The organism is Massilia sp. IC2-477 (genome assembly GCF_020707265.1).
Taxonomy (GTDB): domain Bacteria; phylum Pseudomonadota; class Gammaproteobacteria; order Burkholderiales; family Burkholderiaceae_D; genus Telluria.
Genome location: NZ_JAJFEQ010000008.1, coordinates 61,239 through 76,556 on the forward strand (window position 1 = coordinate 61,239; position 15,318 = coordinate 76,556).

Below are 15,318 nucleotides of genomic sequence, written 5' to 3' on the forward strand. Positions count from 1 at the left end.
ATGACCCATGCAGCTTCGCAAGGGGAAACTTTGTTGTCTGCCGAGGTGCAGAGAATCGGCTTTGGTGGAGGCTGCCATTGGTGTACTGAAGCCGTGTTCGCCGCTCTTCGCGGCGTTATCCGCGTGGAGCAGGGGTTCATCCGGGCCGACGCGCCCGACGACAATTTCTCCGAAGCCGTGCTGCTCACCTTTCAACCAGACCAGATCTCACTTGGGTCCTTGATCGAGATCCATTTGCGGACGCATTCGAGCACGTCGGACCACTCCATGCGGCGCAAGTATCGCAGCGCGGTTTATGTAATGGACGAGGCCCAGGCCGAGGCTGCACGGCGCGTCCTGATAGAAGTCGGGCCAGGATTCGAGGCGCCTCTTGTTACCCGAATCCTGCCCTTTCGAAGCTTCAAAGCTTCGGATGAGCGCTTTCAGCGCTATTCTGAAAAGAATGCCGGCGGCCCGTTCTGCACCACCTATATCGACCCGAAGCTGGCGCTACTTGGAAAGGATTTCGGTGGTTTACTGAGGTCGGCACGTGAGTAGCCGAGGAATCCTGATCCAGCAAAAACGAGAGTCGCTCGACGACGTATGGAACGAACTCTTCATGGCAGCATGAGCATCGCGTCATAGTGCTTCAGACGCTTGTCTGGCGAAGCACGAAGAGTTGTTTCTACACTTTTCGCGCTTCTTATCGAAGTGAACTGGCTCAAATCGGCCAAGAGCGGACAGAAAGGATGAAGACAACATGAATCCTTACAGTGTAATGCTGCAAAAAGCGTCGATGGAGATGAGGCAGTTTCAACAGACTAGTTCCGAAGCATCCTATGTTCAGAAGAGCTGGCTTGAACAGCTTGCTGCACGTCTGGAACATGCGAGTGCTCTTAGCGACGCTAAGTCAGCCGAGCTCGAAATACTAGCGATTGCGAGAAGCGACACTGACTCCGGCCCGATGAACCAGACCGCAATGCCATCGTTCTACATAGCATTAGATGCGGTGCGAAGAATGCGCAGGCACCGGTTGCTCTAAACGTCCGCGATGGGTCGAAAGCGGACGTACACGGCCGTAGTTCGGTAGCTAAGCTTGCGGCCCTTTGCCCAGACGAATGGATACCATGGCCCAAGCACTTCTCTCCGAAGACCTTCGGTCGCTTTTAGTAGTTCATCTCCCAACTCATCGCAGATCGCCGAAAGGTAGACCGCACGTATCAACGATCGCGCGACACTAATCGGGATTCTGTTGTGCTCAAGATCTCAATTCCATCCGGAATTAAATTAATGAGGGTTGGAGTCGATTTATTGCGAAACATTCTGACCCGAATGCAGTCTTAGTACTCGCGGCGGTCCGGTTTGATTTCCTGCAGGATCGTCGTGGCGATTTCTTCGATCGATTTGGTGGTCGACGACAGCCAGCGGATGCCTTCGCGGCGCATCATCGCTTCCGCCTCGTTCACCTCGTAGCGGCAATTCTCGATCGACGCATACTTGCTGCCCGCGCGGCGCTCGTTCCGGATCTGGGACAGGCGCTCGGGGGTAATCGTCAGCCCGAACAGCTTGGATTTGAACGGTGGCAAGGAGGAAGGCAGCTTGCCGCGCTCGAAATCGTCCGGGATCAGGGGGTAGTTCGCCGCCTTCAAGCCATATTGCATCGCCAGGTACAGGCTGGTCGGGGTCTTGCCGGAGCGCGACACGCCCACCAGGATCACGTCCGCCTCGGCCAGGTTCTTGTGCGACTGACCGTCGTCATGGGCCAGCGAAAAGTTGATCGCTTCGATCCTGTTCTTGTACTCCTCGGTGTCCACTGCATTGTGGATGCGTCCGATCGTGTGCGTCGACTTCACGCCCAGTTCCTGCTCGAGCGGCGACACGAAGGTCTGGAACAGGTCCATGTGCATGCCCCTGGCGGCCCGGATCACGCTCGACAGGTCGTGTTTCACCAGGGTCGAGAACACGATCGGCCGCTGGCCGTCGCGGCTGAAGCTGTCGTTGATCCGGCGCGCCGCCTCGTGCGCCTTTTCGATCGAGTCGATGAAGGGGAGGCGGATCTGGCGGAAGCGCATCTCGAACTGGCTCAGCACCGCGTGACCAAAGGTCTCTGCCGTGATGCCGGTACCGTCCGAGACGAAGAATACGGTGCGCGAGGGGGGAGTGGCGGGAACGCTGGTCTCTACGGTCATGGTGTCGATTTGCTAAGTCTTGCTGTCAAACTAGCAGCATGGTCTGCCGGTCACGGGGTAAAATGCTCGGCAACGGGTCTGCATTGTGCTGCACGACGGCCAGAATAACAAGAACACTCCGTCACCCAGCAGATTGTGAAATGCGCCAAAAGCTTTCTATCATCAAGTAAGGGTGTATCACCATGACCAACCTGTCTGTAGCGGCATTGAAGGAGCCTGACCAAGCCTCACGCGTCTACGTAGCATCGTTCGAGAACCTGCGCATGACCGACGTCGAGTCGGTCGGCGGCAAGAACGCCTCGCTCGGCGAGATGATCTCGCAGCTGGCCGGCGCCGGCGTGCGCGTGCCGGGCGGCTTCGCCACCACGGCCGACGCCTTCCGCGACTTCCTCGAACACAGCGATGGTGGGCCTTCGCTGGCCCAGCGCATCGCCACGCGCCTGGAGAACCTCGACATCGACGACGTGCGCGCGCTGGCCAGCGCCGGCGCCGAGATCCGCCAGTGGATCGTCGACACCCCGTTCCAGCCGCGCCTGGAACAGGAAATCCGCACGTTCTACGAGCGCCTGGTCGCCGATTCCAGTACCGAAGTCTCGTTTGCCGTGCGCTCATCGGCCACCGCCGAAGACCTGCCGGACGCCTCGTTCGCGGGACAGCAGGAGACCTTCCTGAACGTGGTCGGCATCGACAACGTGCTGGAAGCGATGAAGCACGTCTTCGCCTCGCTCTACAACGACCGCGCGATTTCCTACCGCGTCCACAAAGGCTTCACTCACGCCGAAGTCGCGCTGTCGGCCGGCGTGCAGCGCATGGTGCGTTCTGACACCGGCGCCGCCGGCGTCATGTTCACCATCGACACCGAGTCCGGTTTCAAGGACGTGGTCTTCGTCACCTCCAGCTATGGCCTGGGCGAGACCGTGGTGCAAGGCGCCGTCAACCCGGACGAGTTCTACGTCCACAAGCCCATGCTCGCCCAGGGCAAGCTGCCGGTCATCCGCCGCAACATCGGCTCCAAACTCATCAAGATGGAATTCACGAACGAGGCCAAGGCCGGCCGTTCGGTGAAGACCGTCGACGTGCCGATCGAGATGCGCAACCGTTACTCGCTGAGCGACGCCGAAGTGGTCGAGCTGGCGAAGTACGCGGTCATCATCGAGAACCACTATGGCCGTCCGATGGACATCGAGTGGGGCAAGGATGGCCGCGACGGCAAGCTCTACATCCTGCAGGCGCGTCCGGAAACCGTGAAGTCGCAGCAGAAGGCCAGCGACGCCCAGCAGCGCTTCAACCTGAAGGGCACCGGCACCGTGCTGACCAGCGGCCGCGCAATCGGCCAGAAGATCGGCGCTGGCCCCGTGCGTGTGATCCAGGACCCGAGCGAGATGGAACGCGTGCAGCCGGGCGACGTGCTGGTGGCCGACATGACCGACCCGAACTGGGAGCCGGTCATGAAGCGCGCCTCGGCCATCGTCACCAACCGCGGCGGCCGTACCTGCCACGCGGCGATCATCGCACGTGAACTCGGCGTGCCGGCGGTGGTGGGCTGCGGCGACGCCACCGAAGCGCTCAAGGACGGCACGTTCGTCACCGTCTCCTGCGCCGAAGGCGACGAAGGCAAGATCTACGACGGCCTGCTGGAAACCGAGATCACTGAAGTCTCGCGCGGCGAGCTGCCGCCGATCCCGACCAAGATCATGCTCAACGTCGGCAACCCGCAGCTGGCCTTCGACTTCCAGTCGGTGCCGAACGCCGGCGTCGGCCTGGCGCGCCTCGAGTTCATCATCAACAACAACATCGGCGTGCACCCGAAGGCCATCCTCGAGTACCCGAACATCGACAACGACCTGAAAAAGGCGGTCGAGTCGGTCGCCCGTGGCCACGCCTCGCCGCGCGCCTTCTACGTCGACAAGCTGGCCGAAGGCGTGGCCACCATCGCCGCCGCCTTCTGGCCGAAGAAGGTGATCGTGCGCCTGTCCGACTTCAAGTCGAACGAGTACAAGAAGCTGATCGGCGGTTCGCGCTACGAGCCGGACGAAGAGAACCCGATGCTGGGCTTCCGCGGCGCCGCGCGCTACCTGGCCGAGGACTTCGCCGAGTCCTTCGAGATGGAATGCATGGCCATGAAGCGCGTGCGCGAAGACATGGGCCTGACCAACGTCGAGATCATGATCCCCTTCGTGCGCACCCTGGGCCAGGCCGAGAAGGTCATCGAGCTGCTGGCCAAGTATGGCCTCAAGCGCGGTGAAAACGGCCTGCGCGTCATCATGATGTGCGAAGTACCGTCGAACGCCATCCTGGCCGAGCAGTTCCTGCAATACTTCGACGGCTTCTCGATCGGTTCCAACGACCTGACCCAGCTGACCCTGGGCCTGGACCGCGATTCCGGCATGGAGCTGCTGGCCAAGGACTTCGACGAGCGCGACCCGGCCGTGAAAGCCATGCTGAGCCTCGCCATCAAGGCCTGCCGCGCGCAGGGCAAGTACATCGGCATCTGCGGCCAGGGGCCGTCGGACAATCCGGACTTCGCCGAATGGCTGGTGGGCGAGGGCATCGAGTCGATGTCGCTGAATCCGGACTCGGTGATCGACACCTGGCAGAAGCTCGCCAAGGGCTAAGCGCCGCCGGCCAGACTCCCGCCACAGCCCCGCCAGCGCAAGCCGGCGGGGCTTTTTCATTGGGGCGGCTTGCCCATGCTAGACTCGCTCGCATTTCTCGACAGGAGCGGTACATGGGGTTCAGGCACGCGTGGATGGCACTCGGATTGGCCCTGAGCACCCAGCTCATGGCCGCCGACGTGCTCATGAAGCCGACGGCGGCGCAGGCGGAAGCCGCGCTCTGGACCTCGCGGGTACTCGAACGTTACCGCTACAAGCCGGAGGGGCAGTCGGCGCCTGCCGGGGTTCCCGTGCTGGATGCCTATCTGGATGCGCTCGACCCGGACCGCCTGGTGTTCACCCAGGCCGACGTCGAGGCCTACGACTCCCTGCGCGCCGGCCTGGGAATGGCCCGCAAGGCGCCCGATGTGGCAATCGCGTTCACCATCCACGACCGCTATCGCGCGCGCCTGGCGGACCGGATGGTGGCCGCCGTGGCGCTGCTCGACCAGCCGATGGATTTCAGCGGCAAGGAGCGCTACCAGCGCCTGCGCACAGGGGCGGCGCGGCCGCGCGACGGGCAGGAACTGGACCGGCTCTGGCGCCTGCGTGTCATGGACGATTACCTCAGCCTGCGCCTGGCGGGACTGGCCGAGGAGGACGTCAGGCTCAGGCTGCGGCAGCGCTACCATGCCCAGCTCAGGCACGCCGAGCGCATGCAACCCATGGCCGTGTTCGAGCGCTTCATGAGCGCCTACACCCGTTACCTCGACCCGGACTCGGCCTACCTGGCCGAGGAGGGCGGCTACCACGGGGCTACCCACCGCCTGTCCGGAATCGGCGTCGACATCGGGTCGAAGGCGGGCCTGATCCGCGTGCACGCAATGGCGCCGGATGGCGCGGCGGCGCGCTCGGGCCGCCTGAAGCCGGGCGACCGCATCCTCGGCCTTGCGCGCAATGCCGCCGAGCCGATGGTCGACGTGGTCGGCTGGCCTGCGGACGAAGTCGCCGCCCTGGCGGACGAGGTGGTCGGGGTCGAGATGATCCTGGATGTGCTGCCTGCGGGCGCCTCGCCCGATGCCCCGCGCACGCGGATCGGCCTGGTGCGGGACAGGGAGCCGGGGCCTACCAGGCTGGCCGAATCCCGGATCGAGGTCGTCAAGCGTGGCGCGGCAAGCTACCGGATCGGCGTCGTGAAGGTCCCGGAGTTTTACCAGGACACCGCGGCAAAGCGCCGTGGGCTCACGGATTTTTCCAGCATGAGCCGCGACCTGGCGGTCCAGTTGGGGGCACTCAGGCGCGACCGGGTCGATGCCCTCATGCTGGACTTCCGCGGCAACGGCGGCGGCGCGCTCGACGAGACGCTGCGCCTGGTCGGGCTGTTCGCGCCGGGTGCGCCCGTCACGCAGCAGCGCTCGGGCAAGGGCGAGATCAGCGTCGAGAAGGCGCCGGAGGGCGCAGCAGCGTGGGACGGACCGCTCGCGGTCCTGGTCGACAGGGGCAGCGCGGCCGGCGCCGAAATCGTCACGGCTGCCTTGCAGGACCTCGGGCGCGCCATCGTGCTGGGTGACCGGACGTACGGCAGGAGCACGGTCCAGACGCTGGTCGACCTGTCGCGGCTGTCGAAGGATATTCCGGGCGAGCTGAAAATGACCGTGTCTCAGGTGTTCCGTCTCGATGGCAGCAGTTTCGAAGGGCAGGGCGTCAAGCCCGATATCCTGCTGCCCGGCCTGGCCGACGCCGGCCCCGCACAGGCGCCGGGCAAGGCATTCGACAGCCCTCCCTTGATGCCGCTTGCTTATCGCAAGGATGGCACGCTGGCTGCGCTGCTGCCGGCATTGCGCGCTCAGCACCAGCAACGGTGTGCGAAGGACGCACGTTGCCAGGCGCTGCTGGCGAGCCGCGCGCTGGATGAGCGCGGGCAGCGCGAAGTCTCACTGAACGAAGCGGAGCGGCGCAGCATGCGCGACGCGCAGCCAGTCATCGATGCGCGGGCGGTCCAGCAGGCCGAAGCCCTGCAGGTCCTGGCCGATGCGCTTGCGCTGCCAAGACAGGGCAAGCCTTGACGAGGCCTCTCGCTATGCGTCTGCGATAAACGGCGGGCGCCACGCTTCCATTCCCCTCCAGACCTGCTACACTGACATTGATAACTCTTTGCCGGAAAGCACACAATAATCAAGCGCATCGACATGGTTGAACCCTCGCCGCCTGTTGCAGGCCGCGGGGGTTTTTTACTTTTTTGACCCACCCGAAGGAGACCTGCCCATGACCGACTGGATGAACTGGCTGGTAGTTGCCGGTGTCCTCGTGATCGCCGAACTGTTCACCGGCACCTTTTACCTCCTGATGATCGCGATCGGCCTCGGCGCCGGCGCCCTTGCCGCCATCCTCGGCGCGAGCGGCCCGGCCCAGACCCTGGTCGCCGCCGTGGTCGGCCTGGGGGCCACCGCGGTCCTGCACCGCAGCCGCTTCGGCCGTCCCGCCCGTTCCGAGCCGACGCGCGACCGCAACGTCAACCTCGACATCGGCCAGCGTGTGGTCGTGCCGGCATGGCAGAACGGCCAGGCGCGCGTGTTGTACCGGGGCGCGCTGTGGGATGTCGAGCTGGGGCCGGGCGCAATTCCCGAGGCGGGCGACTACCGCATCGTCGAAGTGCTCGGCAACCGGCTCATTGTTTCTAATTCATAAGATCAACTAATAGTTGGCACATCATTTATAAGGGATGCTCATGGAATTCTCGTTTGGTACGGTTGCGCTGGTCTTCTTCATCATTGCGCTGGTGTTCATCTTCAAGACCATCAACGTGGTGCCGCAACAGCATGCGGTGGTGGTCGAACGCCTCGGCAAGTTCCATGCGGTGCTGGCGCCGGGCCTGAACATCGTGGTGCCCTTCATCGACCGCATCGCCTACAAGCACAGCCTGAAGGAGATCCCGCTCGACGTGCCGCCCCAGGTCTGCATCACCAAGGACAACACCCAGCTGCAGGTGGACGGCATCCTGTACTTCCAGGTCACCGACGCCATGCGCGCCTCGTATGGCTCGTCGAACTACATCCAGGCGATCACCCAGCTGGCGCAGACGACGCTGCGCTCGGTGATCGGCAAGATGGAGCTCGACAAGACGTTTGAAGAGCGCGATCACATCAACACCACCATCGTCAACGCGATCGACGAATCGGCCGCCAACTGGGGCGTGAAGGTGCTGCGCTACGAGATCAAGGACCTGACGCCGCCGGCCGAAATCCTGCACGCGATGCAGCGCCAGATCACCGCCGAGCGCGAAAAGCGCGCCCTGATCGCCGCTTCGGAAGGCCGCCGCCAGGAGCAGATCAACATCGCCAGCGGCGAGCGCGAAGCCGCGATCGCCCGCTCTGAAGGCGAACGCCAGGCCGCGATCAACCGCGCCCAGGGCGAAGCCAGCGCCATCGTCGCGCTGGCCGACGCCAGCGCCGCTGCGCTGCGCCAGGTGGGCGCCGCGATCCGCGAGCCGGGCGGCATGGATGCGGTGAACCTGCGCGTGGCCGAGCACTACGTGGACGCCTTCGGCAAGCTGGCCAAGACCAACAACTCGCTGATCGTGCCAGCGAATATGGGCGACATGGGCAGCGTGATCGCCAGCGCGCTGCAGATCGTGAAGTCGCAACAGCCGGACATCCTGCGATGATGCGGGCGCAGTTTCGTACCATCGTCATCACCGGCGCCTCGGACGGCATCGGCGCCGAGATCGCGCGCCAGCTGGCGGCAAAGGAGGGCGCCAATATCGCCCTGGTGCTGGCTGCGCGCAATGCCGAGCAGCTCGATGCCGTGGCCGGCGAGTGCGCGGCGCACGGCGCGCAAACGCTCACGGTGCCAACCGACGTCGGCGTGCAGATCCAGTGCCGCCGCCTGATCGTCAGCGCGGTCGAGCAATTCGGACGCATCGACGTGCTGGTCAACAACGCGGGCCGCTCGGCACACGCGCTGTTCGAAGAAGTCGAAGACCTGTCGTGGTACGAGGAGCTGATGCGCGTGAACCTGTGGGGCGCGGTCTGGTGCACCCAGGCGGCGCTGCCGGCGCTCAAGGCCGCGCAGGGCCGGATCGTTGCCGTGTCCTCGCTGGCGGGACTGGTCGGGGTGCCGGGACGCACCGCCTACAGCGCCACCAAGTTCGCGATGACCGGCTTCTTCGAAGCCTTGCGCGCGGAGATGAAGGGCTATGGCGTGAGCGTCACCACTGCCTACCCGGGCGTGGTGGCGACCCGTATCCGCTACCGCGGCTTCAACGCGCAGGGCGGCGAGCTGGGTTCGAGCGCGCTGAAGGAAGAGGGCGCCATGAGCGTGGAGGAATGCGCGCGCCTGATCATCGACGGGATGGACGCACGCAAGCGCGAGGTGGTGATGACGGCCAAGGGCAAGCTGGGGCGATTCATCAAGCTGATCGCCCCTGGGCTGGTCGAGAAGATGGCGCTGGCTGCACTCAAACAGGACGTGCGCCCGCACTGACCGCACCTGGCAACGCTCCGCGATTGCGGATATGGACAGCTTGCGCGATACTGCCGCGTTCACAACAAACCGATATGTACGGCACTTTATGACAATGCATCAGGCTTTCCAGCGAGCGCGATTCCTGGCCAGGCTGCGGCTAGCTATGACGGGGCTGAACTGCACGATTCTCGTCGTGCTGGCAGCGCTTTATTTTATCGATGGTGGCCGGCCCTACGTCATGCCGTTCGCCCTGGCTGGTGTAGCGCTCGGCCTTGGTGGCCACATCGTCGGAAGAATGGCTGAGCGTGCTGCGGAACAGGCAGACCCGGGAGGGCGGATAAGGGCGCTGGCAGAACGGACAATGGAACGGGCGCGTGAAATCGAGCAGCGCCCCAAATCCTTGGTCAATGTCAGTATTCGCCCCGTTCCTGGCGCTGATTGTCGATATGCGATCACCGTCTACAACGGCTCCCCGGACACGCTGATCGACGTCTCGCTGGATCACACCTGGCTTCTACACCCTGGCAAGTTCGGCCTCGACGATACGCACATGCCCGCTGATATCTGGGGGCAGCCCCCGATACGGTTTGCAGCGCTGGGTCCCGGCGAACAAATTACCTCGGAAGTACTCGGGTATAACGTCGTCGAACGCTACGATGGCCCGAAAGATACCTTCGTCACGATAAGTGCGGCGCGAGTCACCAGCGCTGGTGACTCGCTCGACACCGCAGACCTGCTAGTCAATGTGAGAATGGCCTGGTAGTGCTCCTTCGGAGGGGCAAGTGTGCGGCTGTAAAGCGGGCGCAGGCGCGGCGGGTCAGAAGTCGACCGTTGCCGACACTGCCACGCTGCGCGGGTTGCCCTGCACCAGATAGCCGTACCCCGGATAACCGCCGGCCGACGCCCAATAGCTCTTGTCGGTGAGGTTCTCGATGCGGGCGCGCAGCGTCACGTCGCGGTCCATGACGCGCAGGGTGTAGTTCGCGCCGACATCAAACCGGGTCCACGAGGGCAGGCGCTGGGTGTTGGCCTCGTTGGCGTAGACCTTCGAGGTGTACAGCGCCCGAGCGTTCAGCGACAGCCCTTGCACGCCCGGCACGTCCCAGTCGGCACCCATGTTGAGCAGGGTCTTCGGCACGCCGATGACGTCCTGGCCAGTGGCCAGCTCTTCCGCGTCCAGGAGGGTCAGGCCGCCCAGCAGGCGCAAGCCCTGCATCGGCATCCCGAACACGTTCAGCTCGACGCCACGGTTGCGCTTCCCGCCGTAGATGCCGAAGCGCCTGTCGACCACCCTGCCGCTGGGCTGCGTCGTTGTGAAGACCGCTGCGCTCATGCCCAGCTTTCCGCCGTCGTACTTCACGCCTGCCTCCTTCTGGCGCGAGACGTAGGGCGGGAAGATCTCGCCCTGGTTGACGATGTTGACGCCGTTTGCCACCGGGCCCTTCTGCAGGGCTTCGGCGTAGTTGGCATACAGCGACACGCCCTTGGCCGGCTTGTACACGATGCCCGCCGCCGGCGTCAGTTCGCCTTCCTCGTAGGCGGCGTTGGGCGCGCCGGTCCCGTAGTCGTAACCGTAGTCCTTGAGCTTCTGGTAGCGCGCGCCGACCGTTACCAGGAAGCGATCGTCGAGGAAGCCCATGGTATCGGCGATCGCCAGGCTCGATGCGATGGTCTTCTGGGTCAGCAGCGGATTGTCCATCCTCCCGCCGGTGAAGAAGGCGTTCGACGGCGCGGCCACGTCGACTGGGCGATACAGGTTGGACGGGAAGCCCGCGAAGTCGCTCATCGCGTAGGCGTTCTTCGACTCGGCGTGGAAAGTCGCAGCGGTGGCGCTCAGCTTGTGCGACACGGCGCCAGTCTTGAGCTCAGTGCGCACGCCGACTTCGCCGGTGCGCACGTCGTCCTCGCGCACATTGTCGAAGCGCGTCATGGTGGTATTGCCGTTCAGTGCGATGACGGTCGGCGAGGAGATGATGTTGGATTCCACACCCTTGCGCAGGCCGATCGCGGCCCATGCGGTCGCGCCGCCCGGCAGGTCGGCTTCGGCACGCAGGGTGCCGAAGGTGTCGCGTTCGCCCGAGAAGGTCCAGGGCTGGGCATAGTTGCTGTCGCTGTCGGGCGCGGCGATGATCGGCAGCGGCTCGCTCACGGTCACGCTCGGGCGGGCGCCGCGCAGCTGGTGGTCCTGGTGGCCGACATCGGCCGACAGACGGTAGCCCTTGCCGCGGTAGTCCATGCCGATCGCGTACATGCTCAGCTCGCGGCTTTCGCGGTCGACCGCCGTATCGCCGTCACGGCGCACCGCGTTGACGCGCACGCCCAGGCGTTCATCGACGCCGAAGCGGCGCGACAGGTCCGTCGCCAGGTAGGCCTGGCCGCCGGTCTCCACGCCCGCCGTCACCTGCGTCAGCGGACGGTTGGTGGCGCGCTTGGGCAGCAGGTTGATGGCGCCGCCGATCCCGCCGCTGCTGGGCGGCGCGCCGGTGATGAAGCTGTTGGCGCCGCGCAGCACCTCGACGCGTTCGAGCAGTTCGGATGCGATGTACTGGCGCGGCAGCAGGCCATACAGGCCGTTGTAGGCCATGTCGTCCGAATAGACCGGGAAGCCGCGGATCATGTACAGCTCCTGGTAGTTGCCGAAGCCGCGCGCCGAGCGCACGGACGGGTCGTTCTGCACCACGTCGGCCACGCTGCGCGCCTGCTGGTCCTGGATCAGGGCCTGGGTGTAGTTCATGGAGTTGAAGGGCGTGTCCATGATGTCCACGTTGCCCAGCAGGCCGAGACGCCCGCCGCGCGCGACCTGGCCGCCGGCGTAGGCGGAGGGCAGGCCTTGGGCCGAGGCGTCGGCGGAGGCGCTCACCACGACGGTGGCAACGGGTTCGGCGGGGGCGCTCTCCTGGGCATGGGCGGCGAAGGCAGCGGCGGCGAGGGCGATCGGAGTCAGGCGAAGCAGTTTCATCGGTGAACGGTGTTTTTCTTAATGAGAATGATTGTCATTCTAACCGTTTTGGCTTGCTTCTGTAAATGAGAACGATTATTATTTGCCGAACTGTCGCTTTCCCACGCCCATGTCCCCCGTCTCTTTACGCCGCTGGAGCTGGATCCACAAATGGAGCAGCCTGGTCTGCACCGTCTTCATGCTACTGCTGTGCCTGACCGGCCTGCCGCTGATCTACCACCACGAGATCGGCCACCTGCTGGGCACCGACGTCGAAGCCCCGGCGATGCCCGCCGATACCCCGCGCGGCAACATCGATGCGGTGTTGGCCTCGGCCAAGGAGCTGTATCCCACCAAGATCGCGATGTACATGTCGCAGGAAATCGACGAACCCGCGATCTGGAACGTCACCCTGGGCGACCACCCCACGGACGAGCACTACAAGCCGATCGCCGTCGACGCGCGGACGACCAAGGTGATCACCGAACCGGCCTTCGAAGGCGGCGCCTTCATGTCCACCATGTTCCGCCTGCACGTGGACCTGTTCGCGGGCCTGTACGGCAAGCTGTTCCTGGGTTTGATGGGGCTGTTGCTGATCGTCGCCGTGGTCAGCGGGGTGGTGCTGTACGCACCCTTCATGCGCAAGCTCGATTTCGGCGCCGTGCGCCACGAACGCAGCCGCGTCATCAAGTGGCTCGACCTGCACAACCTGCTCGGCATCGTGACCCTGGTCTGGGTCTTCGTGGTGGGCGCGACCGGCATGGTCAACACCTGGGCCGACCTGCTGCTCAAGTACTGGCAGAACACCGAGATCGCAGCGATGCTCAAGCCCTACGAGGGCCAGCCGAAGGTGACGAAGATGGCCTCGATCCACGAAGCCATCGTACGCGCCGAACAGGCCGAGCCGGGCATGAAAGTGGCCTTTGTGGCCTTCCCCGGCACGCCCTTTGCCAGCCCGCACCACTACGGGGTCTACATGCGCGGCGAGGAAGCCTTCAGCTCGCGCCTGTACAAGCCGGTCCTGATCGACGCCGGCACCGGCGCGATCACCGACCGCCGCGAGCTGCCCTGGTACCTGACGGCGCTGCTGCTGTCGCAGCCGCTGCACTTCGGCGACTACGGCGGCCAGGCCATGAAGCTGCTGTGGGCGCTGCTCGACATCGGCACCATCATCATCCTCGGCTCGGGCCTCTACTTGTGGCTCAAGCGGAGCCGCAAGGCCAAAGCGGCCGTTCACACTGCGCCCGCCGTGCACGAGTCGCCGGCGCTGGCGCGTTCGACGGAGTCGCCATGATCCGCACCCGCACGCAGATCTGGGTCGTCCCCGTGCTGCTGGCCGTCCTGACCCTGGTCGGCCTGGTGGCGGCGCTGCTGGGTGACGGCGCCTGGGACCTGGTCTCGGCCGTCACACTGGGCGCGCCGGTGGCGGTGGGCGCCTGGTACGCGCTGCGCCGCACGCCTCCGAAGGACGCACGCTAGACGGCGTGACACGGTATACTTTCGCCAACGCGGCAGCCCGGTTGGCGGGCCGCCTGCGCAACCAGCGAGAGAGCGTATGTTTGCAGCAGTGGACCTCGGGTCCAACAGCTTCCGCCTGCACATCGGCGAACCGGCGGGTGGCCGCATGCATATCGTGCGCACCGCGCGCGACCCGATTCGCCTGGCGGCGGGGCTGGACCAGGACAATATGCTCACCGAGGCTGCCATGAAGAGCGCGGTGCGCTCGCTGGAAGGCTTTCGCGCCATCCTCGACGAATACACGCTGGACGCGGTGCGGGTGGTCGCCACCAACACCCTGCGCGTGGCGCGCAATGCCGAGCAGCTGCTGCCGCAGCTCGAGCGGGCGATCGGCTATCCGGTCGAAGTCATCTCCGGCGAGGAAGAAGGGCGCCTGATCTACATGGGCGTGGCGCGCGCCATCGACCGCCTGGAGGAGCGCCGCCTGGTCATCGACATCGGCGGCGGCTCCACCGAAGTCATCGCCGCCATCGGCCCCGAGATCAACCTGGTCGAATCCTTCGGCATCGGCACCCATCCGCAGACCGCCGCCTTCTTTGCCGACGGGCGCATCACGCCCCAGCGTTTTGACGCCGCCGTCACCGAGGCGCGCGCCCGCTTCGAGGACGCGGCCGACCTGTACAAGGCCCAGGGCTGGGACGCCGCCTATGGCTCTTCGGGCACGATGCGCGCCATCGCCGAAGTCCTGTCGAAGAACAGCATCGGTGATGGCAGCATGTCGCAGGCCAGCCTGCATGCACTGCGCGACATCCTGCTCGAACTGGGTCACGTCGACGCCTTCAACATGCCCGGCATCAAGAAGGAACGGGTGCCGGTGATGGTCGGCGGCCTGACGGTGCTGATCGGGGTGATGCAGGAACTGGGCGTGCAGCAGCTCACCGCCATCAACGCCGGCCTGCGCCTGGGCGTGCTGTCCGACCTCGAACTACGCGCCAACCGGCGCGACCGGCGCGACGCCGCGATCCGCGCCTGCATGCGCCGCTTCGGGGTGGACAGCCAGCGCGCGCTGCGCACCTCGCACATCGCCTCGACCCTGTACGAAAAACTCGAGCCGCTGGATGCGCGCCACCATTACCTGTGCTGGAGCGCGATGCTGCACGAAGCCGGCCTGTCGATATCGATGACGGGCGCCCACAAGCACGGCGCCTATATCGTCGAACACGCCGACCTGCCGGGCTTCACCACCCGCGAACAGCGCCTGATGAGCACCCTGGTGCTGGGCCAGAAGGGCAACCTGCGCAAGATCCGCGAGGCCCTGGACGACACCGATGTCGCGCGCGCGGTGCTGGCGCTGCGCATGGCGGTGGTGTTCATGCATGCACGCGCCGACAATGACATCGGCGGCGTCAAGGCGCGCATGAAGAGCCGCTTCGATACGCTGCGCATCGAGCTCGAGCTGCCGGCAGAGCTGCTGGACAGGCACCCGACGCTCGGGCCCTGGCTGGCGAAAGAGGAGGGGGCGTGGAACGAGGTCGGGATCCCGTTCCACGTGCGTATCGCTTGATTTCGTAGGGTGGGCGGCTCCACCCTGCACCTTGACCTACTGGCAGCTTGCGAGCCGCCCACGCGGACAAGCAGCTGACCGCGTGGGCGGCGCTTCGTTCGCGACAGATCCGGTGAGCAGGTGGAGCCGCCC

Annotated in this window: 13 protein-coding genes; 11 read left to right on the forward strand and 2 right to left on the reverse strand. The window is 65.0% G+C overall.

The window, feature by feature from the left end:
* Together LK542_RS17195 and LK542_RS17200 are read left to right on the forward strand one after the other, a co-directional pair.
* Positions 1–537, forward strand: coding sequence for a peptide-methionine (S)-S-oxide reductase (locus LK542_RS17195; protein WP_227812830.1), 537 nt, complete (start codon positions 1–3; stop codon positions 535–537).
* A gap of 202 nt (positions 538–739) precedes the next feature.
* Entirely contained in the window at positions 740–1,021 is a 282-nt protein-coding gene (locus tag LK542_RS17200) for a hypothetical protein (protein WP_227812831.1), read from the forward strand.
* Positions 1,022–1,319: 298 nt separating this feature from the next.
* On the opposite strand, the gene LK542_RS17205 is transcribed toward LK542_RS17200, so the two are convergent.
* On the reverse strand, positions 1,320–2,168 hold the full coding sequence (locus LK542_RS17205; protein ID WP_227802568.1) for a pyruvate, water dikinase regulatory protein: 849 nt from the start codon (positions 2,166–2,168) through the stop codon (positions 1,320–1,322).
* A 182-nt stretch (positions 2,169–2,350) separates the two neighbouring features.
* Between LK542_RS17205 and ppsA the strand changes: the two genes are divergently transcribed.
* The 6 genes from ppsA (at position 2,351) to LK542_RS17235 (ending at position 9,989) form a co-directional block, all read left to right on the forward strand.
* Positions 2,351–4,783 carry a phosphoenolpyruvate synthase gene (gene ppsA / locus LK542_RS17210; protein WP_227812832.1) on the forward strand — a complete coding sequence of 811 codons (2,433 nt, stop codon included), beginning with the start codon at positions 2,351–2,353 and terminating at the stop codon, positions 4,781–4,783.
* 134 nt (positions 4,784–4,917) lie between these two features.
* Positions 4,918–6,828 carry a carboxy terminal-processing peptidase gene (locus LK542_RS17215; RefSeq protein WP_227812833.1) on the forward strand — a complete coding sequence of 637 codons (1,911 nt, stop codon included), beginning with the start codon at positions 4,918–4,920 and terminating at the stop codon, positions 6,826–6,828.
* A 199-nt stretch (positions 6,829–7,027) separates the two neighbouring features.
* Positions 7,028–7,450 (forward strand): NfeD family protein, encoded by a 423-nt coding sequence (locus LK542_RS17220; protein WP_227812834.1) that lies wholly within the window; start codon positions 7,028–7,030, stop codon positions 7,448–7,450.
* Between the two features lie 40 nt (positions 7,451–7,490).
* A complete protein-coding gene (locus LK542_RS17225; protein WP_227812835.1) occupies positions 7,491–8,426 on the forward strand; it encodes an SPFH domain-containing protein in 936 nt (311 codons plus the stop codon).
* Positions 8,423–9,244, forward strand: coding sequence for an SDR family oxidoreductase (locus LK542_RS17230; protein WP_227802563.1), 822 nt, complete (start codon positions 8,423–8,425; stop codon positions 9,242–9,244). The genes LK542_RS17225 and LK542_RS17230 overlap by 4 nt, the downstream gene beginning before the upstream one ends.
* Positions 9,245–9,389: 145 nt before the next feature.
* Positions 9,390–9,989: a hypothetical protein gene (locus tag LK542_RS17235; RefSeq protein ID WP_227812836.1), complete on the forward strand. Its 600-nt coding sequence runs from the start codon at positions 9,390–9,392 to the stop codon at positions 9,987–9,989.
* Between the two features lie 54 nt (positions 9,990–10,043).
* Here the strand turns inward: LK542_RS17235 and LK542_RS17240 are convergent, their stop codons facing one another.
* On the reverse strand, positions 10,044–12,185 hold the full coding sequence (locus LK542_RS17240; RefSeq protein WP_227812837.1) for a TonB-dependent siderophore receptor: 2,142 nt from the start codon (positions 12,183–12,185) through the stop codon (positions 10,044–10,046).
* Positions 12,186–12,294: 109 nt separating this feature from the next.
* On the opposite strand from LK542_RS17240, the gene LK542_RS17245 reads away from it, so the two are divergent.
* The 3 genes from LK542_RS17245 to LK542_RS17255 all read left to right on the forward strand — a co-directional run bounded on the left by LK542_RS17245 (position 12,295) and on the right by LK542_RS17255 (position 15,186).
* On the forward strand, positions 12,295–13,458 hold the full coding sequence (locus LK542_RS17245) for a PepSY domain-containing protein (RefSeq protein ID WP_227812838.1): 1,164 nt from the start codon (positions 12,295–12,297) through the stop codon (positions 13,456–13,458).
* Positions 13,455–13,643, forward strand: a complete 189-nt coding sequence (locus LK542_RS17250) for a hypothetical protein (protein ID WP_227812839.1) — start codon at positions 13,455–13,457, stop codon at positions 13,641–13,643. The genes LK542_RS17245 and LK542_RS17250 overlap by 4 nt, the downstream gene beginning before the upstream one ends.
* A 76-nt stretch (positions 13,644–13,719) precedes the next feature.
* Complete coding sequence (locus LK542_RS17255) at positions 13,720–15,186, forward strand: Ppx/GppA phosphatase family protein (RefSeq protein WP_227812840.1); 1,467 nt, start codon at positions 13,720–13,722, stop codon at positions 15,184–15,186.
* The last annotated feature ends 132 nt before the right edge of the window (positions 15,187–15,318 follow it).

Coding starts and splice junctions, on each gene's coding strand:
- LK542_RS17195 (WP_227812830.1), top strand. CDS start 1: ATGACCCATGCAGCTTCGCAAGGGGAAACTTTGTTGTCTGCCGAGGTG.
- LK542_RS17200 (WP_227812831.1), top strand. CDS start 740: ATGAATCCTTACAGTGTAATGCTGCAAAAAGCGTCGATGGAGATGAGG.
- LK542_RS17205 (WP_227802568.1), bottom strand. CDS start 2,168: ATGACCGTAGAGACCAGCGTTCCCGCCACTCCCCCCTCGCGCACCGTA.
- ppsA (WP_227812832.1), top strand. CDS start 2,351: ATGACCAACCTGTCTGTAGCGGCATTGAAGGAGCCTGACCAAGCCTCA.
- LK542_RS17215 (WP_227812833.1), top strand. CDS start 4,918: ATGGCACTCGGATTGGCCCTGAGCACCCAGCTCATGGCCGCCGACGTG.
- LK542_RS17220 (WP_227812834.1), top strand. CDS start 7,028: ATGACCGACTGGATGAACTGGCTGGTAGTTGCCGGTGTCCTCGTGATC.
- LK542_RS17225 (WP_227812835.1), top strand. CDS start 7,491: ATGGAATTCTCGTTTGGTACGGTTGCGCTGGTCTTCTTCATCATTGCG.
- LK542_RS17230 (WP_227802563.1), top strand. CDS start 8,423: ATGATGCGGGCGCAGTTTCGTACCATCGTCATCACCGGCGCCTCGGAC.
- LK542_RS17235 (WP_227812836.1), top strand. CDS start 9,390: ATGACGGGGCTGAACTGCACGATTCTCGTCGTGCTGGCAGCGCTTTAT.
- LK542_RS17240 (WP_227812837.1), bottom strand. CDS start 12,185: ATGAAACTGCTTCGCCTGACTCCGATCGCCCTCGCCGCCGCTGCCTTC.
- LK542_RS17245 (WP_227812838.1), top strand. CDS start 12,295: ATGTCCCCCGTCTCTTTACGCCGCTGGAGCTGGATCCACAAATGGAGC.
- LK542_RS17250 (WP_227812839.1), top strand. CDS start 13,455: ATGATCCGCACCCGCACGCAGATCTGGGTCGTCCCCGTGCTGCTGGCC.
- LK542_RS17255 (WP_227812840.1), top strand. CDS start 13,720: ATGTTTGCAGCAGTGGACCTCGGGTCCAACAGCTTCCGCCTGCACATC.